Annotated in this window: 26 protein-coding genes; 13 read left to right on the top strand and 13 right to left on the bottom strand. The window is 56.0% G+C overall.

The genetic code is table 11. The features are described 5' to 3' along the window. Positions 1-5 precede the first annotated feature (5 nt). The gene (locus ABIK48_05530) at positions 6-944 is read left to right on the top strand and encodes a PHB depolymerase family esterase (protein MEO0021618.1); all 939 of its coding nucleotides are present in this window, start codon (positions 6-8) and stop codon (positions 942-944) included. Here ABIK48_05530 and ugpC read toward each other — a convergent pair. From ugpC to ABIK48_05505, 5 genes are all read right to left on the bottom strand, one after another. Continuing rightward, on the bottom strand, positions 941-2,011 hold the full coding sequence (gene ugpC, locus ABIK48_05525; protein MEO0021617.1) for a sn-glycerol-3-phosphate ABC transporter ATP-binding protein UgpC: 1,071 nt from the start codon (positions 2,009-2,011) through the stop codon (positions 941-943). The two genes, ABIK48_05530 and ugpC, sit on opposite strands and share 4 nt — an antisense overlap. Continuing rightward, positions 2,008-2,826 (bottom strand): acetyl-CoA carboxylase, carboxyltransferase subunit beta, encoded by an 819-nt coding sequence (accD, locus tag ABIK48_05520; protein MEO0021616.1) that lies wholly within the window; start codon positions 2,824-2,826, stop codon positions 2,008-2,010. Before accD ends, ugpC begins: the two co-directional genes overlap by 4 nt. A gap of 78 nt (positions 2,827-2,904) precedes the next feature. Further along, positions 2,905-3,180 (bottom strand): RNA-binding protein, encoded by a 276-nt coding sequence (locus tag ABIK48_05515; protein ID MEO0021615.1) that lies wholly within the window; start codon positions 3,178-3,180, stop codon positions 2,905-2,907. Between the two features lie 207 nt (positions 3,181-3,387). Then, positions 3,388-3,798, bottom strand: coding sequence for a large-conductance mechanosensitive channel protein MscL (gene mscL / locus ABIK48_05510; GenBank protein MEO0021614.1), 411 nt, complete (start codon positions 3,796-3,798; stop codon positions 3,388-3,390). 16 nt (positions 3,799-3,814) lie between these two features. Then, a complete protein-coding gene (locus ABIK48_05505) occupies positions 3,815-4,504 on the bottom strand; it encodes a coenzyme F420-0:L-glutamate ligase (protein ID MEO0021613.1) in 690 nt (229 codons plus the stop codon). Between the two features lie 85 nt (positions 4,505-4,589). Between ABIK48_05505 and murJ the strand changes: the two genes are divergently transcribed. Genes murJ through ABIK48_05485 form a run of 4 tightly spaced genes read left to right on the top strand, consistent with a single transcriptional unit; the run spans position 4,590 to position 8,886 of the window. Beyond that, on the top strand, positions 4,590-6,167 hold the full coding sequence (murJ, locus tag ABIK48_05500) for a murein biosynthesis integral membrane protein MurJ (GenBank protein ID MEO0021612.1): 1,578 nt from the start codon (positions 4,590-4,592) through the stop codon (positions 6,165-6,167). After that, positions 6,145-7,101, top strand: coding sequence for a DUF5009 domain-containing protein (locus tag ABIK48_05495; protein ID MEO0021611.1), 957 nt, complete (start codon positions 6,145-6,147; stop codon positions 7,099-7,101). The genes murJ and ABIK48_05495 overlap by 23 nt, the downstream gene beginning before the upstream one ends. 22 nt (positions 7,102-7,123) lie before the next feature. Further along, complete coding sequence (locus ABIK48_05490) at positions 7,124-8,077, top strand: PAC2 family protein (GenBank protein MEO0021610.1); 954 nt, start codon at positions 7,124-7,126, stop codon at positions 8,075-8,077. Beyond that, positions 8,077-8,886, top strand: a complete 810-nt coding sequence (locus tag ABIK48_05485) for a hypothetical protein (GenBank protein ID MEO0021609.1) — start codon at positions 8,077-8,079, stop codon at positions 8,884-8,886. The genes ABIK48_05490 and ABIK48_05485 overlap by 1 nt, the downstream gene beginning before the upstream one ends. Here ABIK48_05485 and ABIK48_05480 read toward each other — a convergent pair. Next, complete coding sequence (locus ABIK48_05480) at positions 8,872-9,006, bottom strand: hypothetical protein (GenBank protein ID MEO0021608.1); 135 nt, start codon at positions 9,004-9,006, stop codon at positions 8,872-8,874. The genes ABIK48_05485 and ABIK48_05480 overlap by 15 nt on opposite strands. 361 nt (positions 9,007-9,367) lie before the next feature. Between ABIK48_05480 and ABIK48_05475 the strand changes: the two genes are divergently transcribed. The 6 genes from ABIK48_05475 to ABIK48_05450 all read left to right on the top strand — a co-directional run bounded on the left by ABIK48_05475 (position 9,368) and on the right by ABIK48_05450 (position 17,127). After that, positions 9,368-10,279 (top strand): site-specific DNA-methyltransferase, encoded by a 912-nt coding sequence (locus ABIK48_05475; protein MEO0021607.1) that lies wholly within the window; start codon positions 9,368-9,370, stop codon positions 10,277-10,279. Continuing rightward, entirely contained in the window at positions 10,263-11,336 is a 1,074-nt protein-coding gene (locus tag ABIK48_05470) for a hypothetical protein (GenBank protein MEO0021606.1), read from the top strand. Before ABIK48_05475 ends, ABIK48_05470 begins: the two co-directional genes overlap by 17 nt. A 4-nt stretch (positions 11,337-11,340) precedes the next feature. Next, on the top strand, positions 11,341-11,592 hold the full coding sequence (locus ABIK48_05465) for a hypothetical protein (GenBank protein ID MEO0021605.1): 252 nt from the start codon (positions 11,341-11,343) through the stop codon (positions 11,590-11,592). A gap of 121 nt (positions 11,593-11,713) precedes the next feature. Continuing rightward, on the top strand, positions 11,714-14,008 hold the full coding sequence (locus tag ABIK48_05460; GenBank protein MEO0021604.1) for a glycosyltransferase family 39 protein: 2,295 nt from the start codon (positions 11,714-11,716) through the stop codon (positions 14,006-14,008). Positions 14,009-14,131: 123 nt separating this feature from the next. After that, a complete protein-coding gene (locus tag ABIK48_05455) occupies positions 14,132-16,591 on the top strand; it encodes a hypothetical protein (GenBank protein MEO0021603.1) in 2,460 nt (819 codons plus the stop codon). A gap of 2 nt (positions 16,592-16,593) precedes the next feature. Then, the gene (locus ABIK48_05450; GenBank protein ID MEO0021602.1) at positions 16,594-17,127 is read left to right on the top strand and encodes a FlgD immunoglobulin-like domain containing protein; all 534 of its coding nucleotides are present in this window, start codon (positions 16,594-16,596) and stop codon (positions 17,125-17,127) included. A gap of 53 nt (positions 17,128-17,180) precedes the next feature. On the opposite strand, the gene msrA is transcribed toward ABIK48_05450, so the two are convergent. Beyond that, complete coding sequence (gene msrA / locus ABIK48_05445; GenBank protein MEO0021601.1) at positions 17,181-18,182, bottom strand: peptide-methionine (S)-S-oxide reductase MsrA; 1,002 nt, start codon at positions 18,180-18,182, stop codon at positions 17,181-17,183. Positions 18,183-18,297: 115 nt separating this feature from the next. On the opposite strand from msrA, the gene ABIK48_05440 reads away from it, so the two are divergent. Then, on the top strand, positions 18,298-18,594 hold the full coding sequence (locus tag ABIK48_05440) for a glutaredoxin domain-containing protein (GenBank protein MEO0021600.1): 297 nt from the start codon (positions 18,298-18,300) through the stop codon (positions 18,592-18,594). A gap of 25 nt (positions 18,595-18,619) precedes the next feature. Here ABIK48_05440 and ABIK48_05435 read toward each other — a convergent pair whose 3' ends face one another. The 6 genes from ABIK48_05435 to ABIK48_05410 form a co-directional block, all read right to left on the bottom strand. Next, positions 18,620-19,012: a DUF5362 family protein gene (locus tag ABIK48_05435; GenBank protein ID MEO0021599.1), complete on the bottom strand. Its 393-nt coding sequence runs from the start codon at positions 19,010-19,012 to the stop codon at positions 18,620-18,622. Between the two features lie 104 nt (positions 19,013-19,116). Then, entirely contained in the window at positions 19,117-21,075 is a 1,959-nt protein-coding gene (locus tag ABIK48_05430) for a carboxypeptidase regulatory-like domain-containing protein (GenBank protein MEO0021598.1), read from the bottom strand. Between the two features lie 49 nt (positions 21,076-21,124). Next, positions 21,125-21,715 (bottom strand): hypothetical protein, encoded by a 591-nt coding sequence (locus ABIK48_05425; GenBank protein ID MEO0021597.1) that lies wholly within the window; start codon positions 21,713-21,715, stop codon positions 21,125-21,127. A 31-nt stretch (positions 21,716-21,746) separates the two neighbouring features. Then, positions 21,747-22,181, bottom strand: coding sequence for an OsmC family protein (locus ABIK48_05420; GenBank protein ID MEO0021596.1), 435 nt, complete (start codon positions 22,179-22,181; stop codon positions 21,747-21,749). Positions 22,182-22,191: 10 nt separating this feature from the next. Then, positions 22,192-22,632 carry a c-type cytochrome domain-containing protein gene (locus ABIK48_05415; protein MEO0021595.1) on the bottom strand — a complete coding sequence of 147 codons (441 nt, stop codon included), beginning with the start codon at positions 22,630-22,632 and terminating at the stop codon, positions 22,192-22,194. 47 nt (positions 22,633-22,679) lie between these two features. Continuing rightward, a complete protein-coding gene (locus ABIK48_05410) occupies positions 22,680-24,149 on the bottom strand; it encodes a BPL-N domain-containing protein (GenBank protein MEO0021594.1) in 1,470 nt (489 codons plus the stop codon). Between the two features lie 80 nt (positions 24,150-24,229). Here ABIK48_05410 and mgtE point away from each other — a divergent pair, with 80 nt between their 5' ends. Next, positions 24,230-25,621, top strand: a complete 1,392-nt coding sequence (gene mgtE / locus ABIK48_05405; protein ID MEO0021593.1) for a magnesium transporter — start codon at positions 24,230-24,232, stop codon at positions 25,619-25,621. Positions 25,622-25,640: the final 19 nt, after the last annotated feature.

The following is a 25,640-nucleotide window of genomic DNA, read 5'->3' as shown; positions in this document are numbered from 1 at the left end:
AATTAATGAACAGCGGTATATATATAACGATTTTTACCCTCCTGGTTCTGCTTTTACTTGCAGGTATCGGCCTGGCGGAAAGAACTAAAACCCCGCTGCTGTCAGGTGATACCCGGGATTCAATAATCCATAATGGCATCAGACGCCGGTTCCTGGTGCACCTTCCGGGAAACCTTTCTCCCAACCGGCCGTTACCTCTGGTATTTGTCCTGCATGGCGGTGGTGGCACGCCCGCTTCGGTTGCCCGGCTGACCGGCTTCAACCGGCTGGCAGATTCTGCCGGATTCATCGTTGTCTATCCGGAGGCGGTTAATCGTCACTGGAATGACGGCCGGGATGTGCCTAAATACCGCTCCCAGCGCGAAAACATTGACGACGCCGGCTTCATTGCTGCATTGATTGACACCATCGGCGGCAGGCTGCCGATCGACCGCTCCAGAATCTATGCCTGCGGCATCTCCAATGGCGGTATGATGTGCCACCGGCTCGGCTGTGAAATTGCCGACCGGCTGGCTGCCATCGCCACCGTTGCCGCTGCCCTGCCCGAAAACCTTGCCCACCGGTTTCCGTTATCCACGCCCCTGCCGGTACTGATGTTCAACGGCACTGCCGATCCATTTGTACCCTATGATGGTGGTCAGGTGGGAATTGCCGGACCCCGTGGTCGGGTACTGGGTGTGGAGGCAACCGTCCGGTTATGGTCAGAAACAAACCGCGCTACCAGGATTCGAATCGAAAGCCTGCCAGCGACTGAGGACGATAAACCGGGAATAATTTGCCTAACCTATACCGGCGGTGCCGAAGTCATTCTTTATAAAATAATCGGTGGTGGTCATGTCTGGCCCGGCGGCAAGAAGCGGTCCCGCCATTATGGTCCCCACATTAACCGTCTCAATGCCACTGCGCTCATCTGGGAATTCTTTTCCCGCCACCGCCGGGACTAATTCAGCCGGCTGCCGGAATCGGCATCAAACAGATGGATTTTTCCAGGATCAAAATTCAGCTGCACCCGGATTCCGGGACCCGGTGCTGCGTGCGGGCTGGTGCGCACAATAAAACTTTCCCTTTTCAGCTTCAGATAAACCAGCGCCTCATTCCCCAGCTGCTCATTCACCTCAACGATCGCCGACACCGGACCGGACTGGTCGATCCGCACATCCTCCGGTCTGATTCCCAGGACTACCGCCTGCTCCGGCTTAACCGCCCCTGCCACCGCTGCGGGCAGTTCGATCGTAAAACCGGGACTCACAAACCGCAGGGGAGAGGACTGAATTACACCGGTAACCAGATTCATCGGCGGTGAACCGATAAATCCGGCAACAAACCGGTTCACCGGCCGGTTGTAAAGGGTAAGCGGGTCCGCAACCTGTACCATTCGCCCCGCATTCATTACCCCGATCCGCTGTCCGAGTGTCATCGCCTCCACCTGATCATGGGTGACATAGATAATGGTTGTCTGCAACCGCTGATGCAGCCGGGCAAGCTCTGCCCGCATTCCAACCCGCAGCTTGGCATCCAGGTTGGAAAGCGGTTCATCAAACAGAAACACCTGCGGCTGCCGGACAATCGCCCGCCCTACTGCCACCCGCTGCCGCTGACCGCCGGAAAGCTCTGCGGGTTTGCGACTCAGCAGCTCCTCGATGCCGAGAATTGCTGCCGCCTCCTCTACCCGGCGTCGGATTTCGTCTTTCGGTAACTTTCTGAGCTGCAGGGCAAACGCCATATTCTCATACACGGTCATATGCGGATACAGCGCATAGTTCTGAAACACCATGGCGATATCCCGTTCCTTGGGCGCGAGATCGTTCACCCGTCGCTCCCCGATATAAATCTCACCTGAATCCGGATCCTCCAGCCCGGCGATGATCCTCAAGAGCGTCGTCTTGCCACAGCCTGAAGGTCCGAGGATAACGAAAAACTCCCGGTCATTGATTTCCAGATCAACTCCATCAACCGCCACCATACCGCGCCGGAATGTTTTTGTAACCCCCTTTAACAAAACCCGGCTCATAGACCTTTACGCCGGTGCCACAGAACCGAAAGAATCCGCACCACCGTCTCTTTCAGATTCCGGCGGGGGACCACAATATCCACCAGCCCGTGCCGGAGCATGAACTCCGCCCGCTGAAAACCCGGCGGCAGTTTTTCGCCGATCGTATCCTCAATCACCCGCTGACCCGCAAATCCCAAGAGGGCATTCGGCTCAGAAATGATCACATCCCCGAGCGAGGCAAATGATGCCATCACCCCGGCAGTGCATGGGTCAACCGGAATCGCAATGTAGGGCACCCGGGCCTGACGCAGCAGTCCCAGCTCGGCTGAAGTCTTTGCCATCTGCATCAGCGAGATGATCCCTTCCTGCATCCGGGCACCGCCCGAAGTGGCAACGATGATCAGCGGCCGGGCATCATTTCTTGCAAGCCGGATCGCCCTTGCTACCTTCTCGCCGACCACCGAACCCATACTGCCGCCGATAAAGCCGAAGTCCATCACTCCGAACACCACCGGGATTCTGCCGCACATGCCCCGGCCATAACTGAACGCATCATTCCTGCCGGTCTTCTGCCTTGCCTTCCGGAGCTTTTCCGGATACTTCGGAAACCGCAGCGGATCCCCGGCAATCAGCTCCGCATCCAGCTCCTCCCAGGAGTTCTCATCAAGAATAATCCGGATGTACTCCTCCGGGCCGATCCGGAAATGATAGCCGCAGCGGTTACAGACATGAAAATTGGACTCCAGGGTCCTGCGGTAGATAATTTCACCGCACCCGTTACAACGCTGCCACAGGGTGTCGGCCGGTTTTACCTTGGATTCACCTTCGGGCATGGATTAGTATAAAAACGGGGTTCCCGCCAGTCAAGGGAGAACCCCGTCTACTCTGCGACCTGCGCAGCAGTTCGCTGACTACCTTGAGCCGCGCGGCGGACGCTCAGTCCGGGCGCGTGCCTCATTGACCGTCAGCTGCCGGCCGTCCATTTCCGTCTGATTCAGAGCGGCAATGGCGGCAGCAGCCTGTTCGTCGGTAGCCATTTCCACAAAGGCAAATCCCCGAGAACGCTCGGTAAATTTGTCTTTGATGATCTCGACCGAAGTCACCTCGCCATGCTGACCAAAAAGGTCGCGCAGCCGGTCTTCGGTAGCGCTGAATGGGAGATTTCCCACAAACACGCGCTTACCCATTTACATACCTCCAGTAAGGTTTGCGCTTGGGAAGCGTTACAGGCTACGCACAAACTCGCCGTTTATGGCGGGAACCGACGCAGACCCTAACGGACCACAAGCATAATCTCGGGCACTAACCTCGGACCGGTTTTAGCCCGTATCAAACCGGTCAATTACTATAGTAACAGAAAAAAGCCGGCTGTCAATAAAAATTATTTGCCGGTTTCATCCGGTCCGGGATTTAAGCAGGTCCCGGATCTCAGCCAGCAGTCGTTCCTCGGCTGACGGCGCCGGTGGCGAAGGCGGAGCGGCCGGCTGCCGCTTTTTCAGCATATTCACCGGTTTGACGATCATCAGAAAGATTGCCAGCGCAATGATCACAAAGTCAACCACTGTCTGAAGGAACCGGCCATAGCCGAGCACCACTGCCGGTTTGTCCCCGCCTGCTGCCTTGAGTGTAACCGCCAGGCTGGAAAAATCCACTCCACCGAGCAGGAGCCCGATTGGCGGCAGAATCACATCCCCGACCAGCGAAGATACGATCTTCCCGAACGCCGCACCGACGATGATACCGACCGCCATATCGATCACATTGCCCCGCAGGGCGAATTCCCTGAACTCGCGAAAAAAGTTCATACTACCCCCCTCTGTTTTACTTTTTACCTTCGGGCCGCAGAATCACAATCGGAGTGAGCTCATTCCCCTGACCGGCCGGATTGTCCCGCATTACCTCCTCAACCAGACCGGCATCCAGACCGGCGGATGCGCCCACCACCGTGCAGCCGAAGATATCATTGGCATCCACAATTGCGACCGGACAGCCGAGCGCAGTCGCCAGTTCCTGCGCCACCCGGTCCGGCTCCTTCGGACCGAGTATGACGCACTCATAAAATTCCGGCACGCCCGAGGTATGGGCGGCATCAATCATCGCCACCTGCCTGCCCGCCACCCGGTAGAAATCACCGCTTCTGCCCCGCAGTTTCCCCCAGAAACCGGCAGCTGCCGCCCGCAGGATCCTTGCCAGCCCGACCTCATCAATGGCACACTGCATTGACCAGGGCGAGCGCAGTCCGATCCCGTAAGGCACCTTCTTGACAAACCGCCACAGCAGCTTCGCCCAGAAACCGGGTCTGATTTCGGTAATCGGAATCGCCCGGCCCTGGACTGCGGCGACCGGACTCTCAGCAATCGTCAGGATATCGCCCGGCTGAAGCAGCGGGCCCGCATAACGCCGGACCTCGGCAACCAGATCATCACCCTTATTCAGCACCCTGGTCTTCACCGGAATCCGCTCCACCCGGCCCCGGCTTGTCTCAATTACTCTCGGCTTCTCTCTGGGCATGGTTCAATATAATATAATTCTAACCGGATGCAACCGCCGCATTCCCGATTTGCCTTTCCGTGCCCGGCAAATTATACTCCACAATATGCCGGAACAGTCAACTCCGGATAGCCGGAAATTCACCCGCCGCGTCGGGCTGTTCACGCTCGGCACACTCATCTCCCGGCTCGGCGGTCTTGTCCGGGAATCGGTCTTTGCCTGGCTCTTCGGTGCCGGGCTGGCAACCGATGCCTTCAATGTCGCCTTCCGGATTCCAAACTTCTTCCGCGACCTGTTTGCCGAAAGCGCCCTTTCCGCCGCCTTTGTGCCGACACTGGTTCAGACCAGGCGCGACCGTGGTGCTGATCACGCCCGCCGGCTTGCCGCCAGCCTCTTCAACACAATCACCATTCTGCTTACTCTGATTGTCCTTGCCGGCATTATCCTGGCACCTCAGATTGTCAAACTCATCGCCTGGGGCTTCAGGCCGGAACCGCAGAAACTCCAGCTGACCATCAGTCTGACCCGGATCATGTTCCCCTTTCTGCTCTTTGTCGCCCTCGCCGCCTGGGCGATGGGTATCCTCAACGCCTCCGGCTCATTTTTCGTCCCGGCGGTTGCACCTGCCGTCTTCAACCTGATTTCAATTGCCATTCCGCTGGCTGGTTGGCAACTGCTTACCCGGCTCGGCATCCATCCGATCACCGGCATGGCATACGGCGTCATGCTCGGCGCCCTGTTTCAGCTTCTGATTCAGGTCCCGAAACTCCACGCCCTCGGCTACCGCTGGCAGCCGGCACTTGATTTCCGCGATCCGGCACTGCACCAGGTTTTCCGGCGCTGGGTGCCGATGGTCCTTGGTCTGGCAACCTGGCAGATCAACTTTCTCGTCAATACCTTTCTCTTGACATTTCTCCCTCAGGGTTCGGTAACCTGGGTCAGCTATGCCTACCGGATCCAGCACCTGCCTGCCGGCCTGTTCGGAGTTGCCATCGGCACCGTTGCCCTGGCCCAGCTCTCCCAGACCGCCACCAGCCGGCTGGATGAGAAACAGTTCAGCCACGGCCTCAACCTCGTCTCGGTTCTGACCCTGCCCGCCGCCGTCCTCCTTTTTGTCCTGGCGGTCCCGGTTGTCCGGCTCATTTACCAGCACGGCCGGTTCACCCCGCAGGACACAACCTGCACCGCTCAGGCGCTCGCCCTCTACGCCCTCGGCATCTGGCCCGCGGCGGCGGTGCGCAACTGTGCTGCCGGCTTCTATGCGCTGGGCAACACCCGCACCCCGGCACTCATTGCCCTGCTTGTCGTTACGGTCAACATCCTCTTCAACCTCATCTTCATGCGTTTCATCGGCTTTCGCTCCTTTCCCCTTGCCGCCTCCTGCACTCAGCTTTTGAACTTCAGCCTGCTCCTCTATCTTCTGCAGCGGCGCCAGCCCGGTCTGATCCAGCCCCGGGTTTATACCGTATTTCTCCGCACCCTGGGCGCTGCCCTTCCTGCCGGCATCGCCTCCCTGCTCGTCGTCCGGCTGCCTGCCAGCACCATCCGCGCCGGCATAACCGGACAGCTGGTTGAAGTTCTGCTTGCCGGCACCGTGGGCGTCATCATCTTCTATCTCCTCACCCGGCTTCTCCGGCTCTCGGAGGTCCAGGATGCTCTCAATGCCTTCATTCACCGCCGCTGACCGGACCTGCCGCAACCAGGCGATTGACGCCTTCCGCGGCACCCTGCTCGCCCTGATGATCATCTTTAACTATATCAACCAGTTCACCGGTCTGCCCCGTTTCCTCTGCCATGCCCCGCCCCTTTGCGGCATCACCCTGCCCGACCTCGGCTTTCCGATGTTCCTCTTCATCCTCGGCCTGGTCATCCCCGGCACGCTCTGCCGGCGCCGGCAGACCTGCTCCTCACCCCGGCTTGTGCTCCGCTTCCTGAGGCGCTATCTGCTCTTCATCCTCTTCGGCATCGCCGGCAACCTGCTCCTGCGTCAACCCCTCCTCACCCACTGGTCGGTTCTCCAGGCGATCGGCACCGCCGGCATCATCTCCCTGCCCTTCATCTTCCTCAGACCGGCAGTCCGGCTCGTTGCCGCCCTCCTGCTGCTCCTTACCTTTCGTCTCCTCACCCTTGCCGGCTACGGGCAGTGGCTGCTGGCAAACGAGACCGGCGGGCTGGGCGGTATTCTCGGCGGAATCGCCTGGTCCGGCGCAATCCTCTTCGGCACCTTCATCGGTGAAAAACCGGACGACAACCGCCGCACCCTGCTCGCCGGCATCACCCTGGTTCTTGCCGGACTGCTGCTCACAGCCCGCATCCCCCTCTCGAAACCGCTCATCACCCCCTCCTATCTCCTCTTCACCACCGGCATCAGCGCGCTCGGCTTTCTCCTTTTCTCGCTCCTCGACTGCCACCTCCGCATCCGCCCCCGGCCGCTCATCATCCTTGGTGTCAATCCCCTGCTTGTCTTCATGCTCTCCGGTGTCCTGTCAACCCTTGCCGCCGGCATCCTGCCCTCACCCTCTCCAATCGGCCTGGCGCTCATCACCGCCACCATCCTGCTCCTCACCTGGCTTCCCGCCCTCTTGCTCTACCGGAAAAACTGGTTGATAAGACTGTAATTTCCTGTTAAAATATTATAGTATGCCGGTAAAGTTCTATTCCGAAAAAAGGGTGCACGCACCACTGCTCATTGCCTGCTGGCCCGGCATGGGCCATGTCGGCATCCTCGCTGCCAGCTATTTGCGGGTCAAGCTCGGCGGTGAACCCTATGCCGAGATTGACGCCACCCCCTACTTCCTGCCCGACTCAATTGAGGTCCGGGACGGCATCGGCACCATCCTCCCGCCCCCGCGCCAGACCCTCTTCTATGTTGCCGAACCGCCGCTATTGATTTTTGAAGGTGAAGCCCAGATCGCCGGCGAAGCCGGAATCAGAATTGCCAGCGAACTCCTCGATGTTGCCCAGCAGGCGGGCATCGGCACCGTCTTCACCGGTGCCGCCTTTGCCACCGCCATGAGCTACCGCCAGCCCTCAAAGGTTTTCGGCGTTGCCACCGATGAAACGATGCGCCAGCGCTTCATCAGCCTCGGCATTGAACCGCTCAAGGAGGGCAGAATCTCCGGCCTCAACGGACTCCTGCTCGGCCTGGCAAAATCGCGCGAAATCCCTGCCGCCTCCTTCCTCGCCACCATGCCCCAGTATGCGATTGAAGCGCCCAACCCCAAAGCCTCCAAGGCGATCATCGAAGTCTTCCTCAGAATCCTCAACACCACGATCGACATGACCGAACTGGATGAGCGCATCCGCGAAACCGACCGGATGCTCGGCGAATTTGAACGCCGGGTCGCCGCTGCCCTTGAAGCACTGCGCCGTAACGAGGAACCGGAAGATGAGGGCGAACCGGGCGAAAGAACCGAACCGGCAGAAAAACCCGAACCCCACGAACTGATGGCACACATCGAACAGCTCTTTGAAGAAGCACAGCGCGACCGCTCCAAGGCCAGGGAACTCAAGGAGGAACTGGACCGCTGGGGACTCTTCCATTTATACGAAGACCGTTTCCTTGACCTCTTCCGCAGAAAAACTGATGAATAATGTCTGAAACGGTCCGTCCCCTCCTCGACCGCTTCTTCTCCCTTTACCTGGAATGTGACCTTGCCAAAGTCACTCCGGGCCGGGCACTGGTCATACCCTCCAACCGCCGCGAACTCCCCGAACCCCACTACGAAAACCCCTTTGCCCTCTGGCTGATTGCAACCGGCAGCCGCTGTGTCATCTCAGTCCAGCCGGCACTGGAAACACCGCTCAGAAAACTGTTCGCCCGCATGCCCCTCACCATCTTCCACCTTCCCGAAGGCAGAAGGATGATTCTGGAGACGGTTGCCCGCGCCCTCAATGCCTCCGGCCGGGTCAGCGCCTTCTCCGGACCGATCCTCTTTGCCACCCGCGCCACCTTCCGTGCGGTCGAACTCTACCCCTGCCGCCCGCTCACCACCGCCGACATACCGGCGCTCCGGAACGCCGGACTGTACGACACCTGCCTTGACAAAAGCATCGCCGAGGGCACCTGCTATGCGGTCTTTGAAGGGGACCTTCCGGTCTCGGTTGCCGGCACCTGGGAGGTTCCTCACCTCCAGGACCAGATTGCGGAGATGCTTGTTCCGGGAACGATTCCGGCAAAACGGCGCGAAGGCTACGGCAAAACCTGCCTCTCCTTTGCCACCAGGGCGGTGATTAAGTCCGGCAGGATACCGGTCTATCTGACCTCTGACCTCAACCCCGCATCGATTGCCACCGCCCGTGCGGTCGGCTACCAGCCCTATGGCCGACAGTTCCGGCTCGAGATCGCCACCACCGAACCACCACCACCCGCATCCAGCCTTCCACCATCACCAATATTTTAAATCATCATCACCACCAAAGCTGTTATAAACGGTTATAAAGCTCATATCATCCCCACAAATACCACAAATATAAAAAAATAAACGATACAAACAACCACCATAACCGGAAACAGATGCCATTTCCCGGCATAATCTAAAACATAACCGCTAATAAAAACAGCAACTTACATTCCCAACCCCTCTGCCGTCCCCACCGCAACTAAACCCCTGACCTCCACCGTATAGGGAACTGCCGGGGGGATACCCCAAAAATGAGAAGACCAATTTTGTAATATATTCATATTAAAAATCTTAAATCAATTTTCCCGCTAGAATCGTTGCTCAACTGTTAAATTTATCATGATTGCTGACTCTAATAATTTAATGGCGCAATTAAAACAGCCTGTTTTACACTGCCCCATTCATGCTCTTGCCCAAATTTTAACTGTGGGCAGATTGACATCTGTAAAACAGACTTGTATAATCCCAATAACAATCAAAGATGGACATTAAAACTAAGAATAATACCGTTTCCCCAAAGTTTGAGTTTGATCACATTTACCCCAAAACCCATCATAAACTAATCATCGGCAACTGTATGGCAATGCCCGAAATCCCCGACCAAAGTGTGCATCTAATGGTTACATCGCCACCTTATTTCAATGCTCCATTTGATTACAAAGGGTTATTTAAAAACTATGGCCAGTATTTGGGGGTACTCAGAAGAATGGCCAAAGAAACTTTTCGCGTACTCCAAGAAGGTCGGATTGCGGTGTTAAACATTGATGACATGCTTGTTAACGGCGAAAAATTTCCCATTGTCGCTGATGCAATTAAAATATTCCAAAGCGTTGGTTTCCGATACCGAGACCGGATCATTTGGAAAAAACCTGACGGCTATTTGCGAATTAGCCGAAGAAGTGGCGTAATACTGCAAAATCCATACCCCATGTATTTTTATCCCGACAACCTGCTTGAAAGCATTATTATATTTCAAAAAGGGAAATTTAATTATCAAACAATACCTCGTGAAATCAGAGAAGCATCGCGGATCAATTTAAAAGAATTTTCTGATAACAAGTGGTACATGACTCTCTGGGAAATGGTAAATGTCCTCCCCGGCTCTCCCCTTGAAAAGGAAATTGCCGCCTTCCCAGAGGAACTGCCCTACCGAATTATCAAACTCTTCTCTTATGTTGGTGAAACCGTGCTTGACCCATTTGTCGGCAGTGGAACAACAATGAAGGTTGCACGGCAGTTGGGTCGTAATAGCATTGGAATTGAAATCAAGAAATCGCTTTTACCGATAATATCAAAAAAGTTAGGTTTTTCAGGACAAATGACAATGGACCATCATGGTGATACATTTGAAATAATAATACGCAAAGGCGGAAAGTATGGATGTATCAGCTGAAATCACCGGACTTAAATATAAACCTTATCTTACCCGTGAATTGAAATCTTACTTGTTTCAGAGTATTGGCGAAGCGTTAAAACAGCAGGGCGCTTTCCTCATTACATTCAAAAGCCAGAACCAATTAGCGGTCAGCTGGTGGGTTTCACCAAAACGAACCCGCTCTTATCCTTATGCTCGCGTATATGATACATTAAGTTTCCCGGGTCGCAAGATTACCATAATCCCGGTTTACAAGGATGAGGGTGCTGATGGTGACCGGGATTTTCTCCAGTGGGATACCGTTTCCTTGATGAGTCTTTTAGGGGTTTATGTTATAATCTCCTACTATGATAATGCAGAACGCAATATAAATTACAAAAATAAAATTACAAACCAGCGTTTTGCAATAAACCACATCCTCCGAGAAATTAACAAACTTCTATCATATCAGTCCGATGCCTTGCACTGGAATTTAGAACAGCTGGAGCAGGTTGGCATAATTGCACACCGCGCATTAAGAGCATATAAAACAATATCTGAACAAACTGGGGTGCAGATGCACTCAACAGAAAGCGCGCAAAAAATAATTAGTGAATTAAGTAGGGGACGGGAAAATTTCATCGCTGCATCACGGACCAAGGCTCAGCATGCTCAATATCGAGAAAGCGTAACTATTCAACCCAAAGAATCAGTTTCTGGCAAAAAGGCAACATTGACTATTAGAAATTACCTTGGGGGGATGTATTATTTCACCTGTGATGAAGTTGAACTCCGTGACAGAAAAATACGGTTGATTGAATGCAAGCACAGCCGTAATAACGTTATTCCATCTATTGACGACATCAAGGATGGGTTATTGAAGATGATTCTTCTTGTGAATCTTAAAAATGTGCGGATCGGGGATCAAAAATATCTACCGTCCCCTATGCTTAAACTAACAAGCGGTTGTCAATTCAAACCTCAAGCACTTAAGCCGCATCAGCGCGATATTTTAAAATTACTAAAACAAGAGGCACAATCTAATAACTTTAGCATATTGTTAAATGGCAAAAATCTCAGCCATCTCGCAATTTAAAAAAATGAAAACCTTTCAGGTCCTCTTTTTTGACCCCGAACAGCCGGTTCCATGTTATTATCTGATTGGTGAGGTCAAGGCCGATTCGACCCAATCGGTGATCAACAACCATCTTGACGAGCTCACCGCCGCAGTCCGGCTTCAGCTGCGCCTCGGTCCGGATTTTCCGGACAGCCGGATTCGCTGCGCACTCTATCTGGTGGATTTTGAGAATCTGACTCCGGTTCCGGCGGTCATCCCGGTTTCCGGCTCCTGATTTGATTCTGACCGGCTGCCGGCTATAATTCCCCATCGCACGCCATCAGGAGAAAAAAAGACAGATTGCGCCGGCGGGAAGCACCGCACCAACCCGGCTTTCTCGCGCACTGACCGTCGTATTGCGGATACCAGCCGGCATCCTGGGCGGTATCTTTATCTTTCTTGCCGGACTGAACAACTACACCGGCAAACGCTGGCTCTGGGGTGACCACTGGCAGCTGACCGGACTGCCGAGCGTCTTCTTCCGCCTGCCCGGAATGAAACCGGATGAGGCATACTACTTCCCGGTGCTCTGGCTCGTTGCCGGACTGCTGGTACTTCTGCTCCTGTTCGGACTGGCTTTCCCCGGTTTCCGCCGGGCGCTCATTGCTCCATTCCGCCGGCTCGACACCGCCCTGCCGTTTGTCCTTGCCCTTGCCCTGCTCCTTTTCAGCCTCTACCCGTTTGACTTTGATACCGCCAAACAGCATGAGACCGGCGCCCAGCTGGTGCTCTACCTTTCACTTGCCAGCGCCGGCTTTGCGCTCCTGCTCTTTGCCCTGTATCCCGGACTGCGGTTTGCCGACACACCCCTCAACCGGCTCTACCGCGGGCTGATGAACCTGCCTGCCCGCCGGTTTCTCCTGCTGGTTTGCCTGCTTTTTTTGGTCCTGACCGGTCTGATCTCCTGGTTTGTCTTTGAACATTTGCCCCATGTTCAGGATTCAATCTCCCAGCTGTTCCAGGCGCGAATCTTTGCCACCGGCCGAATCCATCTGACCTCACCACCCTTTCCCGACTTCTTTGACTACACCCACATCATCAACAACGGCCGGTGGTACTCCCAGTATCCCTGGCTCCACTCCTTTCTGCTGATGCTCTTTGTCTTTCTGAAAGCGCCCTGGCTACTCAATCCGCTCCTCGGCACCTTGACCCTGCCGGTGATCTATCTTCTGGGAAAGGAGCTTTATGACGAACGCACCGGCAGGCTGGGCGCGCTGCTGGGCCTCGCCTCGCCCTTCATCTTCAACATGTCCTCGGAGTACATGAACCACGCCTCAGCCCTGCTCTTTGCCAGCCTGTTTCTGCTGTTTTTCTTCCGGACGCTCCGTCAGTCCTCGCCCCTCAATCCGCTCCTTGCCGGCAGCTGTCTCGGGCTGGTTGCCAATATCCGGCCCTATACCGCACTGGCGCTCGGCGTGCCGTTTGCGATTTACAGCCTGATAATCTTTTTCCGCGCACCCCGACGGTATTTCCTCCGGTTGCTGATTCTACTTCTCGCCACCTTTGCCCTGACCAGCCTGGTGTTTGTCTACAACTGGCTTGCCAATGGCAGTCCGACGCTCTTCGGCTATGTGGTCAAGTGGGGTCCGGGGCATGAGATCGGCTTCGGCCATTCGGGCTGGGGTCCGCCGCACACCCCTTACCAGGGACTGATGAATACCGGCAACAATCTGAACCTTTTGAACAAGTTTCTCTTTGAACTGCCCTTTCCTGCCCTGCTGCTCATCCTCATCCCACTTGCCCGTGGCACAAAGAACAGAAATGACCGACTCCTTTTTGCCACCTTCCTTTCCCTGCTTGTCGCCTACTTCTTCTACTGGTTTCACAACCTCTGCTTCGGACCGCGCTTTCTTTATGAGTCCTCAGCCGCACTCCTCCTGCTTGGAGCCCGCGGGCTGATAACCCTGCCCGAACTGCTGCACCGGACCTTCGGTCTGCCGGCAGAAAGAACCGCCCTGCACCGGTTCTTTCCCCGCGCGCTGGTGCTGTGCCTGCTCTTTCTTGCGGGAATTGCCCTGCCGCCGCTCTGGCGCGAGTATCATACCTACGGCGGGGTGAGCGCGACGGTGCACAAAACGGTGAAGCGGGCGGGCCTGAACAACGCACTGGTCTTCTGTGATCATTTCGGCAACGGATTTTCCTATAACCGGCTGACTCTTGACGGACCGGTGGTCTACTGCCGGAACCTCGGCATCTTCAATCCCGCCCTGACCCTGCGCTATCCGGACCGGCGCTGCTACTTTGCTAGACATGACACCCTGATTGAGCTCAAGGGGCTGAAGTATGAAGGTTCTCCGCTGCATCAGACCCTGCTCCAGCTCTGCCGGCTGCTCGAGGACCCGGAACTGGTCCGGCGCTATAAGACGATTATTATCCCGTTTGCTGACCTGCCTCTGCCAGTGGACACCGCCGGCTTCGGCGACAGGATCACCGACTTCCGGACCGTGTCCCGGGAAATCTTCCAGCAGCGGAAAACGCTCCGGGATTATACACCGGCGCTGGCGCTCTGGATCTTCAATGACGAGCGGGAGCATCTGCAGATTTTCTCGATGATGGATGATCCCGAGCATTTCATCGCCGGTGGGCTGAAATTCACCCTCAAGGGTGTCGCCGCCACCAACCTCGGTGCGGTCTACGACATCCGGGAGTAACGCCCCCCCAAAAAATATTGACAACCGATTTTAGAAAGATATATTTCCATGGTTTGGTCAGACTCCCCCCTGACCAGAGGTGAGTAAGGTAAACCTTAAAACTAAAAACCAAAAGGAGGTGCTATGCACATAAAAATGATGCTGGCACTCATGCTCACCCTGATCGCGGGTATCGTCCAGGCGGGTGAGCCTTCGGCAGTAGTGCCCGGTTCTCAGGCTACCGTGGGCAGAGAGCCGCTGATCGCTAACACCGATGCGATCACCATTCCCCGCCTGCTCTCCTATCAGGGCCGGCTGACCGACAGTCTGGGCAATCCGGTCCCGGATGGCAACTACCAGCTCACCTTCCGGCTCTACACCCAGGAGACCGGCGGCACACCGTTCTGGACCGAGGCACAGACCGTGCTGGTCCGCAACGGGCTGTTCTCGGTGCTGCTGGGTTCAATCACCCCGATTACCTCTCTTCCGGATGCGGGAGTGCTCTATCTCTCGCTCCAGGTGGGTGCGGGTGCCGAGCTGACGCCGCGGCTGCGGATCGTCTCCTCTGCCTATGCCTTTCTGACCGAGCGGGCGGCCAACGCCGATCTCTTTCAGGGCCGGGACACGACCTACTTTGCCCGGGCGAATCACACCCATACCTATGTTGACAGTGCGGGTGGTGCGCAGCGGGTTGGCGGTTACACCGTTACCGGTCTGGATGGCCGGTATGTGAACGAGGGACAGGCAAACTCGGTGACGAGCGGGATGATCACCGACGGTCAGGTGCAGACTGCGGATCTGGCGGACAATGCCGTTACCTCAGCAAAGATTCAGGATGGCACGATCACCGGTGCCGACATCAACCAGATGGGTGCCACCGTCGGGCAGGTACTGAAGTGGACCGGCTCGGCCTGGGCACCGAGAAATGACAGTGTCGGGACCGGCACTGGTGATCAGGACTGGGTCCGCGAATCTCAGGACTCGGTGCTCTTCACCATCCGGTATCTGGGCATTGCCCGGGGTGGTGCCGGAAATGTCCTGCATGGCTTGGCCCGCAACACCCACATCAACTTCGGCGTCTACTGCACAACCGGGACGAGCGGCTACAATATGATGTACTCCACCGTTCTGGGCGGTATCAATAACGCCGCCAAGGGCAACCACGCTCTAATCGGCAACGGCCTCATGAATTCAGCCCGGAACACCATGTCCACGGTGGTCAATGGTAACCGCAATATTGTCAACTCGATGTACGGCTTCGTCGGCAACGGCTATGGTGATACCGTCACCGGCTATCTGGGCGGTATCCTCGCCGGTCAGGGCAACGTCGCCGGAAACGATGACGTTGACACCGCGGTAATTGTGGCTGGTGGTTACCGTAACATCGCAACCGCTCCCTACGCATCGATTCTCGGAGGCCAGAACAATGTTGCCAGCAATACGGGCGCAACCGTATGTGGTGGCAGTAACAACACTGCCAGCAATATTGGGGCATTCGTCGGCGGCGGTGGGAACAATTCGGCACAGGGCTTGAACTCCACTGTTGCTGGCGGCGGTGCAAACATTGCCTCTGCCGTAAATTCAGCCGTCTGTGGCGGATACCGAAATACCGCCAGCGGTGGTGATGCCTTTATCGGCGGCGGTCGTTGGAATACCGCTAGTGGCACCGAGGCGGTGGTTGCCGGTGGCGACAGCAACTCCGCCCCTGGTTCCTGGTCCGCAATCGGTGGTGGATATAACAACAGAACTAACAACAACTATGCCTGTATTACCGGCGGTGCCAACAACAACGCCTTCGGCTCGTATTCAGCCGTATTGGGGGGCAGTTCCAATCTCGCCAGCGGCAGCTGGTCGGTGGTTGCCGGCGAGCGCAATACTGCCAGTGGTATGAACTCGGCGGCTCTGTGCGGTTTCGCGTCAGTTGCAAGTGCCTCAGGTGCCGTTACCTGCGGCTGGTGTGACACCTCGGCAGCTCCTTACAGCTTTACCACCAACTACGGTTCCGTAGTGCCTTTCGGCTACAACAACTCCGCCGCCTTCAACGGCCAGACCGCCACCGCCTCCAACCAGCTCCGCTGCGGCACCCTGTCCAAGGCAGGCGGCAGCTTTACGATCGACCATCCGCTTGACCCCTACGGCAAGATCCTCAACCATTACTTCGTTGAGGGTCCGGAGATGCTCAACATCTACCGGGGTGTGGTGACCCTTGATGCCTCGGGCAGAGCCGAGGTCAACCTGCCCGACTACTTCTCCGCACTCAACCGCAACCCCCATGTCCAGCTCACCGGCGTCGGCACCTCAGAGGTCTATCTCCTTGAGGATGTAAAGGGCAACCGGTTTGTCATCGGCGGCAGACCGGGCACCAGGGTCTACTGGCTCGTGACCGGTGAGCGGGCTGATGTCTCAGCCGAGGTGATCAGAAGGCTGATGCCGGTGGAGCAGAAAAAGACCGGTGCGCTCGCCGGCCGGATGCTGGATGATGAGTTCCTCTCCGGCTGTATGGACCAGCTGGAGCGGGAGGGGAAGGCGGACGGCATCAACTTCCGCACCGCTGCCGGCAGAACCCGGTATGAGCAGATGAAAGCTCCGAAAACTGTGAGGTAAAGATGAAACGGCTGCTTTTGGCACTGGCGCTGGGGGCAGCGTTCCTCTCAGCCCAGCCTTACCGGTGTGACTGGCAGGTGGTGGCAGGTAGTGGCGGAATTATGAGCGGTAATTACCGCTGTGGTGCCACCATCGCTCAGACCGCTACCGGCAGGATGACCGGTACGAACCTGCTGGCGCTTGTCGGCTTCTGGCAGCCGGAGCCGGCGGTCGGGCTGGAGGAGCACCGCGAACCGGAGCAGCAGACGGTGACACCGCTTGTAACCCGGCTCGATCCGCCGAAACCCAACCCCTTCCAGCGCCGAACTGTGCTCCGCTACTCGCTGGCAACACCCGGACCGGTCAGTCTGCAGATCGTTGACCTCTCCGGCCGGGTGGTGCGGACACTGGTCAACTCGGTACAGATGCCGGGGGTCTACCGGCTGACCTGGGATGGGGCGGATCAGACGGGTCGGGTCCTTGCCGGCGGTGTCTACTTCTGCCGGTTCCGTGCCGGTGAGCACCGCCAGACGGTGAAGCTCCTCCTCGGGCGCTGAGGCGTCAAAAGGATAAAAACCAGACGGGGCGGTTTTTCTCCGCCCCGTCTTCTTTATTTGTTGCCGGAACTGAAGGCGGAATAGCCGTAGAGTGCCAGCTGCTCCTCGGGAATGAAGCGCAGGGCTGCCGAGTTCAGACAGTAGCGTCTGCCGGTGGGGGGCGGACCGTCATCAAAAAGATGACCGAGATGGGAGTCGGCATAACGGGACCGGACCTCCGTCCGGAGCAGATTATGACTCCGATCCTCACGGGTGACGATATTTTCCGCAACCAGCGGCTGATAGAAGCTGGGCCAGCCGGTGCCGGAATCAAACTTGTGCCGGGAAGAAAAGAGCGGCTCGCCCGAAACCACATCCACATAGATGCCGGCCCGCTTCTCGTTCCAGAACTCATTATTAAACGGCGGTTCAGTTCCCTGCTCCTGGGTCACCCGGAACTGAAGCGGGGTAAGAATCTCTTTCAGTATCTCAGGTGCCGGTTTGCGGTAACCGCGCCAGTAACCGGAACGCTCGGGAAAAAGCCGGAAATAGGGATGCTTCTCCCAGACTCTGTCCACATAAACCGGTCTGCCTGAACTCTGATGATAGGAGTGAAACCGCGCCGGACATTTGCGGTAGAAATCCTGATGATACTCCTCCGCCGGATAGAATTCACCCGCCTGCTGAATCCGGGTGACAATCCGCTTGCGGAAGATCTTCGCCGCCTCCAGGCGCCTTACCGCCTCCTCTGCCAGCTGGCGCTGGAGTGAATCCTGATAAAATATCGCGGTCCGGTACTGGGGACCGCGGTCGGCAAACTGCCCGTCATCATCGGTCGGATCAACATTCTGAAAGAATATCTCAAGCAGCCGTTCATAGCCGATCTGTTCCGGATCATATTCAATCCGCACCGCCTCGTAGTGACCGGTTCTGCCCGAGCATACCTGATCGTAAGTGGGATTGCGGATTGAACCGCCGGTATAGCCGGATGTCACCTGGAGCACTCCGGGGAGTGATTCAAACACATACTCCAGACACCAGAAACAGCCGCCGGCAAACAGCGCAATACCGCTCATCATATTTTATTAGACCGGCAACCGAATTGTTCAGGTTCCGAAAATCAATTTTATCTTGACTTGGGTCACCTCGTGGTTAATTTTGAACAAAATATCCTGAGCAAAAGGAGGTAAAATGGAGTTTCACATCTTTGCCCGTGAAGGCTGTAAACTTTGCAGCAAGGCACAGCAGGTTCTCGCCCGGCTGGGACTGCCCTATCAGGTGCGCTATGTTGACGGACCGAACGCTACTGTGGAAAATCTTGCCGACTTTGCCTATTACGACTGGACCGACAGCCCGCCGCTGGTCGTGGCAATTGAAGGCGACCGGGTTCTTGCCCGCTGGGACGGTGAGACCATCGGCGATGAGACAAAATCCTGGCACCTGACGCTCGAACGCTGGCTCGCCGAACAGCGCTCCTCTGCTGAATAAAGCCGGTTCCGACAGTTCCCGGATTCTAATCCCGGAAACGTTCTATCAGGCTGGGAAGGCTGATCACCCCCAGAATTGCCAGCAGACCAAGCACCATCAGCGCCAGCGCCACCACCGCCAGCGAGATGATCATCATCACCCCGTTGATGATAAAATAGAGTTTCAGCTTACTGGTAAACTCCGCCAGCGCCTGCTCATCACCCTTTTCCCCATACTCACCCGCCCTGTTCGCTGCACCGTTAAGAATAATGCCCAGCCAGATCGGCAGCCATGCCCAGAAGATGCCGAAAAGCGTCAGCGCCTGCAGAATCCCGGCAACAATCTGCACGATCCCCAGGAGCTTGAGCCAGCCTTTCATCCCCTGGATGTTGGATTTTATCCGGTCCGCACCGGTAATCGAACTGATACTCGCTTCCATTAACCTCCTTTCAGTTCAGCATAGGTAATTTCCCCTGACTGTCAAACTTGGCATAAAATTAAAAGGGGGCTCAATATGAGCCCCCGTGATCCTGCACGGCAGTATTACTTACCCAGTTCCCCGATAACAACAAACTCCACCCGGCGGTTAAGCGCCCGGCCTTCGGGAGTGTCATTCGGTGCCTTGGGCATGCTCTCGCCATACCCCTTGGCAATCAACCGGGCCGGATCCACTCCCATCTGCTGGACGAGATAATTGACCACCGCCCAGGCGCGCTGTTCGGAAAGCCGCTGGTTGTATTCATCCGAACCGACATTGTCGGTATGTCCCTGAATCTCCACCCTGATCGTCGGATTTTCCTTCAGGATGTTGTAGGCAGCCTGCAGCGCCTCCTGCGATTCTGGGAATCTGATCGTCGCCTTGTTGAAGTCGAAGTATATCCCCTTGAGCGTTACCGTTGTTCCCACCTTGACGAGTGCGAAGTTGTGGGTCGCCGGTTTGCCCTCCTGGAGCACAACTGCTGCGGACTGATCAATGTAGCCCTCCGCCTGGGCAGTAACCGAATAGGCGCCGACCGGCGCTTCAATGACATAAACACCGGTACCCGGTTCACTGTTCACCTCAGTAATCGTGTTACCGGTCGTTGCATCCCGAAGGATGATTCTGGCGGCGAGCGGCTGTTCGCTGCCCCGGTCGATCACTGTGCCGGTCAGAACCGACTTGACCGTCAGCGGATTAAGGGCAAATGTCTGACTGGTGATCTGATTTTCCCGGATCTGGATCGTAACCGTAGACGGGAAATAGCCTTCCGCACTGGCGGTGATCGTATAGGTGCCCACTGGAATGTTGTCCTTGCGGAACGCTCCGGTGCCGGGATTACTGCTCACCGGCTCAATACCGCCCTCAGCAAATGCGATTGTTGCTGCCAGCGGCTTTCCGGTCTTGGCATCGGTAACCGCACCGGCAAGCGTGCCGTAGGTCACCAGCGGATAAAGTTCAAAGAGCACCGGCTCTTTCGGTTTCGTTTCAACATTGACGAAAGTCTCAAGCTGTCGGTAACCATCGGCGGTCACCCGGACCTTGAGGACACCGGTGGGCAGTTTCTTCAGCAGGAACAGCCCGCTGGCATCAACGGTCAGCGGCTTCAGCTTCGGATTGTCCGGAAATTCCACCAGCGCTGCCAGCGGGGCACGGGTTGACGCGTCAATCACCTTGCCCGAAAACTCGCCGTAAACCACCGGCGCCCTGCGGAAGAACGGCGTGGCAACATTAAGACCGAAGATCACCTCATTCGGAACACCTGAGCTCAGACTGAAGGTATAGCCCAGCGAAAGTGCCAGACCGCGCCGGCTGCCGAATGATACCCCAGGCGTCAACCGGACCAGTCCGTTATCGGTATCAAGGATACCGTTCGAGTTCGGTCCCTGCCGGGAGGTCATTTCGGCAAAGATCGCCAGCCCCTCAGCTGCCAGTTCCAGCCCGGCACCATAATTGGTCCAGGAGCCGGATTTGCCATAGTTCAGATGAAGATTGGGCAGCGAGGAAACAAAATCCTGAAACCGCAGGGTTGCCAGACCTGCCCAGCTGAAGGTATCAGCTGAAATCGCCTGCGGGTCGATCCAGTTTCTGGTCTGATCCCGGAAGATGAAAGTGTAAGATGCCATACCTCCAAGTTTCAGCACCGGCAGATAAGGGATAGAAAGTTTGGCACCCGCCTTCAGATCGTGCAATCCCATATCATAAGGCAGGTCACCGGAAAACCCGGGTGCGTACTGGAAAATTCCGCCCCAGGTGGCAAAAATTTCTGCTCCCACATACCGGGATGAAATCGGAGTATAATGCAGGGTCGGTGCCAGCAGGTCCCCAATATAACCTTTCTTTGAATCTCCGACAGTGTCAATATAGGACGGATTCCTGCCCAGAAGATGCAGCGCCACATTCAGGCCCGCCTCTTCGGTCTGGGCATCCTGAACCCGGAAAAGGCCTCTGCCACCGCCAAATCCGGTATAGGCAAAAGCAGAGACCGCCAGCAAAATTAAAGGTAATACTGTCAGACGGCGCATCCAACCTCCTTTGAGTTTGATTTAACTGCTGCGACTGATAAAAAACTTCTTACTGTCCGATTCGGGTCGGGTCGTCGTAGAAATCCGCAACCGAAACTTCCATCTTGTTTACCGCCTCGATCGGCTTGCCCGAGGCATCATCATAGCCGGAGAATTTAAGCGTTGCCTCCAGAACCAGATAATCGTATCCGGAAAGATATTCTTCCTTATACCAGGCGGAGAAAAGCTCAAACGAACCGCTGACGATTTTCTTCCCGGTCGGATCAGCCTGCACTACCACCTTGCACGGCACGGTAATATTAGGCAGCGGCTGGTAAAGTTCATCCCCACCGATGCGCTTGAAGGATATGGTTACCTTCTCCACATGTGCCTGATAGGGTGTCCAGGTCGGCAATCCCGGCCCGATTTCCACATACTGGAATTTCACTCCCACAACATCAATCGGCGTAACTTCAATTTCGGTTATAGTACCTTCCTCATCCCGCTCCTGTCCGTAATCTACCAGATCGGCATAATATGGTGAATCCACTGAAACAACCCGCAACGCATTCTCCCGCTGACAGGCTGGCAGCAGCACAAGTGCCAGCAGACCGAGCGCAAGAACAAAAAATGTTCGACGCAAGGCAGTCCTCCTTTTCATTTTAATTATTTTAGACTTTTGTAAACTGTTGTCAAGCATTGGACTCTCCGGCGTTCTCAATAATCTCTACTCTGAACCTGACCGGACAGTCAGAACGGAGCATTGCCCGCACCGAGCAGTACTTCTCCTGCGAGAGCTCAACCGCCCGCTGGACCGCTGCCCGGTCAACGCCGTTACCGTAAACCACATATTCCAGTTCAATACTGGTGAAGATGCGCGGGTGCTCATCCCTGCGCTCCCCCTTTGCTTTTATCTCCAGACCGGTAAAATTGACCCGCATTTTTTTCAGCAGTGAAACCACATCCATTCCGGTGCAGCCGGCAAGGGCAGTCAGCAGCAGTTCCATCGGTGTTGCCGCCGTATCGGCTCCACCGTGATCCGGTCCGGTATCCAGAACCACCGCGTGGCTGGAACCGGAGATACCCACAAACTGCATCATACCGGTCCAGCGCACAGTTGCTTCCATCAGCCCTCCTTCAATTGTTCTTCGCGCCCTGAAGAATCCACTGCCGGATCACCTCAAGCTGCTCCGGTGCCGGTTTTCTGCCGAAGGGATGACCTTTCTGCAGATAAATAAAAAGGAGACTGGAATCCGGCTTGCCCGGGACTACATTCGGGACCGAATCGGTGCCTCCTGCCATCACCGCCTCATAGGAGTCCAGCGCATAATTACCCGCCATATCCTCCTTTGTATGACAATCACCTGCCAGCTCCCTGAGAATCGGCAGCACATCCCGCTGGAAGGAAACGCTCGGCGCCGGTGGTGAAGACTCATCAGCAGTTTGGTGCGCCGGGACGGTTGTCAGCGGTGCCTGACTCTCAGCCGGTACGGTCTCCCGCACCTGAGTCTTATTCTTCGCCGGACAGAAAAGCAGAAAGGCAGCGCTGAGAGGTAAAAGCAGAATCAGAAACCTCATTAACATAAAAATTTAACCGCTTTCCACCCGGGTGTCAAGCAAAACCCTCAGCGCAGCAGTACCAGCGGTTTCCGGAATCCACCCGGTCCGGTAATCAGATAAACTCCGGCTGGCAATGAACGGGCAAACCGGAGATGGTAAACGCCGGAACCGCAAGAAGTGATTACAGCCAGTTCATTCTGCACCTTCCTGCCCATCCGGTCAAATACGGCAATCTCCCCTTTACCAGCTGGCAGATACAGATTGCAAAAACCCCTTGCCGGATTGGGACTTAAACCCGGCTGCTTCTTAAGCGTTATCCAGCGGTCTTCGGCAATTCCGATTCCTCCCCACCAGGCATTAACACTGTACGGCACACCGTTCAGCACTTCCATTCTGCCGAAATAAACCGGAAAACTGTCGTTAACGCAGTTTACGGTAGTAGCACATTCAACTCCGATATACCACATGCCTCCGGCAGGAGACCGGACCGTCATCAATTTACCGGCTCCGGGCGCAGTATCCGCAAAATCACAGCTGGAGCGAAAGGCAAATCCATTCCATTTCAGATAAAGGTTGAGCTGAAATGAATCCGCTCCCTGAACCAGCACGCAGAGCGATTCAGCCCCTGGCGGTACATCAATCGCAAAATGATGATACTGCCGGTCACCGATCCGGGCAAACTCAGGCGCCTCCATACCCCGATCCATAATGCGCGGAACCCCGGACTGAAGAACTGCTTTCAAGCGTGGCAACCCGACCCCATCCAGCGCATACCTGAGCACTGTCATCATCAGATGGAGCCGCTCACCAGAACTGAAACCCTCAGGATGGGTGCCAATCACTACCACCCGCCCGCTGGTATCTGCGCCCTTCCAGGCCCAGCCCGCACAACGGTTGTGCGCCGGATGTCCGAGAGTGTCGTAACGCAAAAGCACCTCGGTTCCCGCCGGCCAGTCCAGCGATTCATTGGCGTAGGGACCGCCGTTGAGATAGAGACCGCTGATATAGAAATCGCCCCCGAATGAGTCGTAAGCCAGCAGCGGTGAATTCTGAGGGATAAAATTCCCTACCCAAGCACTGCTGATAGCGGTATTTTTTGTCCTGCCGGGCCAGAGGTGATAGAAATACGGGGAGATACCGGAATCCTGATTGGACAGCGAAGCCAGATAGGCACCGGCACAGGCACCGGTGTAACTGCCGCCTGCGGCAAAGAACTGCCGGATACGCTGCCGGCCCGAATCACCCAGCGCCCGGCTGTGGGTTACCGCATCTCCGCCATTGGTGAAAATCACCCGGAACCGGGGAGCGCCATCCGGATAGAGCAGATAACCGTTATCATCGAGCGAACAGCCGGTGATCACCCGGCGCAGCAGGATTGAATCCTGTGCGGAGATAAACTCAAGACTCAACCCCAGACTTTCCGCCGCATAGAGCCGGGTGCGACCGGTGAGTCCGGTTCCGCCATCCATAAAGACATCCTTGTAAAACCCCTCCGCTCTGGATAACAGCAGCACGAACAGCAGAATGCCGCTCATCGGATTAAAATAACCGCCGACTGCGCTTTTGTCAAGTGATCAAACTTGCAATCAACCGATAATCAATTATTATAACAGTTATGCCGGAAAGAAAGCGCGTCAACATCCTCCGCCAGCTGCTGGAACCGGAAATCATCGAACTCATCAGACAGAAGAACTGGCATGCGCTCAAGGATGTGCTTTCCTTCTGGCCCGCCCCGGACATCGCCGATCTGATTTCCACACTCAGGGAACCGGATGTAGTTATCCTTTTCCGGCTCCTACCTCGCCACCTCCAGTCCGAGGTGTTTGCGGAATTTGACCCTGACACCCAGCTTACCCTGATCCGCAATCTCACCGACGAACAGGTCAAGGCGCTGATGGCAGAACTGGCTCCGGATGACCGCACTGAACTGTTTGAGGACCTGCCGCCGGAACTGATCCAGCGCGCACTCAACCTGCTCTCACCGGAGGACCGCCGTGAGACCCTCCTGAGCCTCGGCTTCCCGGAAAACAGTGTCGGCCGGCTCCTGACACCCGACTATGTTGCGGTTCGTTCACACTGGACCGTGCGGCAGGCACTGGAACACATCCGCAAAAACGGGGTGGATGCGGAAACCATCAATACAGTTTATGTCGTCGATGATCAGAACCGGCTCATTGACGACATCCCCCTGCGCAAACTGATCCTTGCCGCTCCTGAAGAGAATATTGAGACCCTGATGGACAATCAGGTCATTTCCGCTGAAGCCAACACCGATCAGGAGGAGGCGGCGAGAATCATGCAGCGTTATGACCTGCTCGCCCTGCCGGTAGTCAATAGCGAAGGCGTACTGCTCGGGATTGTCACCATTGACGATATCCTGGACATCCTGCGTGAGGAACAGACTGAGGACATCACCAAAATCTCCGGTATTCACCCGGGCAAGATTGACCTGACCTTCATCACCAAACTGCGCGAGGTCCCGTTAAAACTTCTGTATCGCAGCCGGGTGGTCTGGCTGCTCGCCCTTCTGGTAATGGACCTGATCACCGGCGGTATCATTCAGGGATTTTCCGAACTGCTGGCAAGGTATGTTGTCCTCGTAACATTTCTGCCGGTACTTGTCGATACTGCCGGCAATGCCGGCTCCCAGTCCGCTACCCTGGTGATCCGGGCGCTGGCGGTCGGCACAGTTCGGATGCGCGACTGGATTTATCTGCTGGGTAAAGAAATTCTGCTGGCAGCTGCACTCGGACTGACCATGGGTCTGGGCATCTCAATTATGGGCATCATTCGGGGCGGTATCAGAATTGCACCGGTAGTTGTACTTGCGATGGTAATTAATGTTATTGTGGGCAGTGCAGTCGGCATCAGCCTGCCGTTCATCTTTACGAAACTTAAGAAAGACCCGGCAACTGCCAGTACCCCCCTGATTACCACCATTGCCGATATCTTCGGCACCGCAATCTATCTGGCGCTCGCCTGGCTCCTTTTGGGCAAACCGGCCTGAAATCGGAACCGCCTTTAAG

This window comes from candidate division WOR-3 bacterium (assembly GCA_039801085.1).
Classification (GTDB): domain Bacteria; phylum Hydrothermota; class Tepidihabitantia; order Tepidihabitantales; family Tepidihabitantaceae; genus JAOABP01.
The sequence above is the reverse complement of the archived record's forward strand: the minus strand, read 5'-3'. Positions and strand labels throughout refer to the sequence as shown.

Bases quoted from the DNA above. Each gene is read 5' to 3' on its own strand.
- ABIK48_05530 (MEO0021618.1), top strand. From the start codon at position 6: ATGAACAGCGGTATATATATAACGATTTTTACCCTCCTGGTTCTGCTT.
- ugpC (MEO0021617.1), bottom strand. From the start codon at position 2,011: ATGAGCCGGGTTTTGTTAAAGGGGGTTACAAAAACATTCCGGCGCGGT.
- accD (MEO0021616.1), bottom strand. From the start codon at position 2,826: ATGCCCGAAGGTGAATCCAAGGTAAAACCGGCCGACACCCTGTGGCAG.
- ABIK48_05515 (MEO0021615.1), bottom strand. From the start codon at position 3,180: ATGGGTAAGCGCGTGTTTGTGGGAAATCTCCCATTCAGCGCTACCGAA.
- mscL (MEO0021614.1), bottom strand. From the start codon at position 3,798: ATGAACTTTTTTCGCGAGTTCAGGGAATTCGCCCTGCGGGGCAATGTG.
- ABIK48_05505 (MEO0021613.1), bottom strand. From the start codon at position 4,504: ATGCCCAGAGAGAAGCCGAGAGTAATTGAGACAAGCCGGGGCCGGGTG.
- murJ (MEO0021612.1), top strand. From the start codon at position 4,590: ATGCCGGAACAGTCAACTCCGGATAGCCGGAAATTCACCCGCCGCGTC.
- ABIK48_05495 (MEO0021611.1), top strand. From the start codon at position 6,145: ATGCCTTCATTCACCGCCGCTGACCGGACCTGCCGCAACCAGGCGATT.
- ABIK48_05490 (MEO0021610.1), top strand. From the start codon at position 7,124: ATGCCGGTAAAGTTCTATTCCGAAAAAAGGGTGCACGCACCACTGCTC.
- ABIK48_05485 (MEO0021609.1), top strand. From the start codon at position 8,077: ATGTCTGAAACGGTCCGTCCCCTCCTCGACCGCTTCTTCTCCCTTTAC.
- ABIK48_05480 (MEO0021608.1), bottom strand. From the start codon at position 9,006: ATGGCATCTGTTTCCGGTTATGGTGGTTGTTTGTATCGTTTATTTTTT.
- ABIK48_05475 (MEO0021607.1), top strand. From the start codon at position 9,368: ATGGACATTAAAACTAAGAATAATACCGTTTCCCCAAAGTTTGAGTTT.
- ABIK48_05470 (MEO0021606.1), top strand. From the start codon at position 10,263: ATGGATGTATCAGCTGAAATCACCGGACTTAAATATAAACCTTATCTT.
- ABIK48_05465 (MEO0021605.1), top strand. From the start codon at position 11,341: ATGAAAACCTTTCAGGTCCTCTTTTTTGACCCCGAACAGCCGGTTCCA.
- ABIK48_05455 (MEO0021603.1), top strand. From the start codon at position 14,132: ATGCACATAAAAATGATGCTGGCACTCATGCTCACCCTGATCGCGGGT.
- ABIK48_05450 (MEO0021602.1), top strand. From the start codon at position 16,594: ATGAAACGGCTGCTTTTGGCACTGGCGCTGGGGGCAGCGTTCCTCTCA.
- msrA (MEO0021601.1), bottom strand. From the start codon at position 18,182: ATGAGCGGTATTGCGCTGTTTGCCGGCGGCTGTTTCTGGTGTCTGGAG.
- ABIK48_05440 (MEO0021600.1), top strand. From the start codon at position 18,298: ATGGAGTTTCACATCTTTGCCCGTGAAGGCTGTAAACTTTGCAGCAAG.
- ABIK48_05435 (MEO0021599.1), bottom strand. From the start codon at position 19,012: ATGGAAGCGAGTATCAGTTCGATTACCGGTGCGGACCGGATAAAATCC.
- ABIK48_05430 (MEO0021598.1), bottom strand. From the start codon at position 21,075: ATGCGCCGTCTGACAGTATTACCTTTAATTTTGCTGGCGGTCTCTGCT.
- ABIK48_05425 (MEO0021597.1), bottom strand. From the start codon at position 21,715: ATGAAAAGGAGGACTGCCTTGCGTCGAACATTTTTTGTTCTTGCGCTC.
- ABIK48_05420 (MEO0021596.1), bottom strand. From the start codon at position 22,181: ATGGAAGCAACTGTGCGCTGGACCGGTATGATGCAGTTTGTGGGTATC.
- ABIK48_05415 (MEO0021595.1), bottom strand. From the start codon at position 22,632: ATGAGGTTTCTGATTCTGCTTTTACCTCTCAGCGCTGCCTTTCTGCTT.
- ABIK48_05410 (MEO0021594.1), bottom strand. From the start codon at position 24,149: ATGAGCGGCATTCTGCTGTTCGTGCTGCTGTTATCCAGAGCGGAGGGG.
- mgtE (MEO0021593.1), top strand. From the start codon at position 24,230: ATGCCGGAAAGAAAGCGCGTCAACATCCTCCGCCAGCTGCTGGAACCG.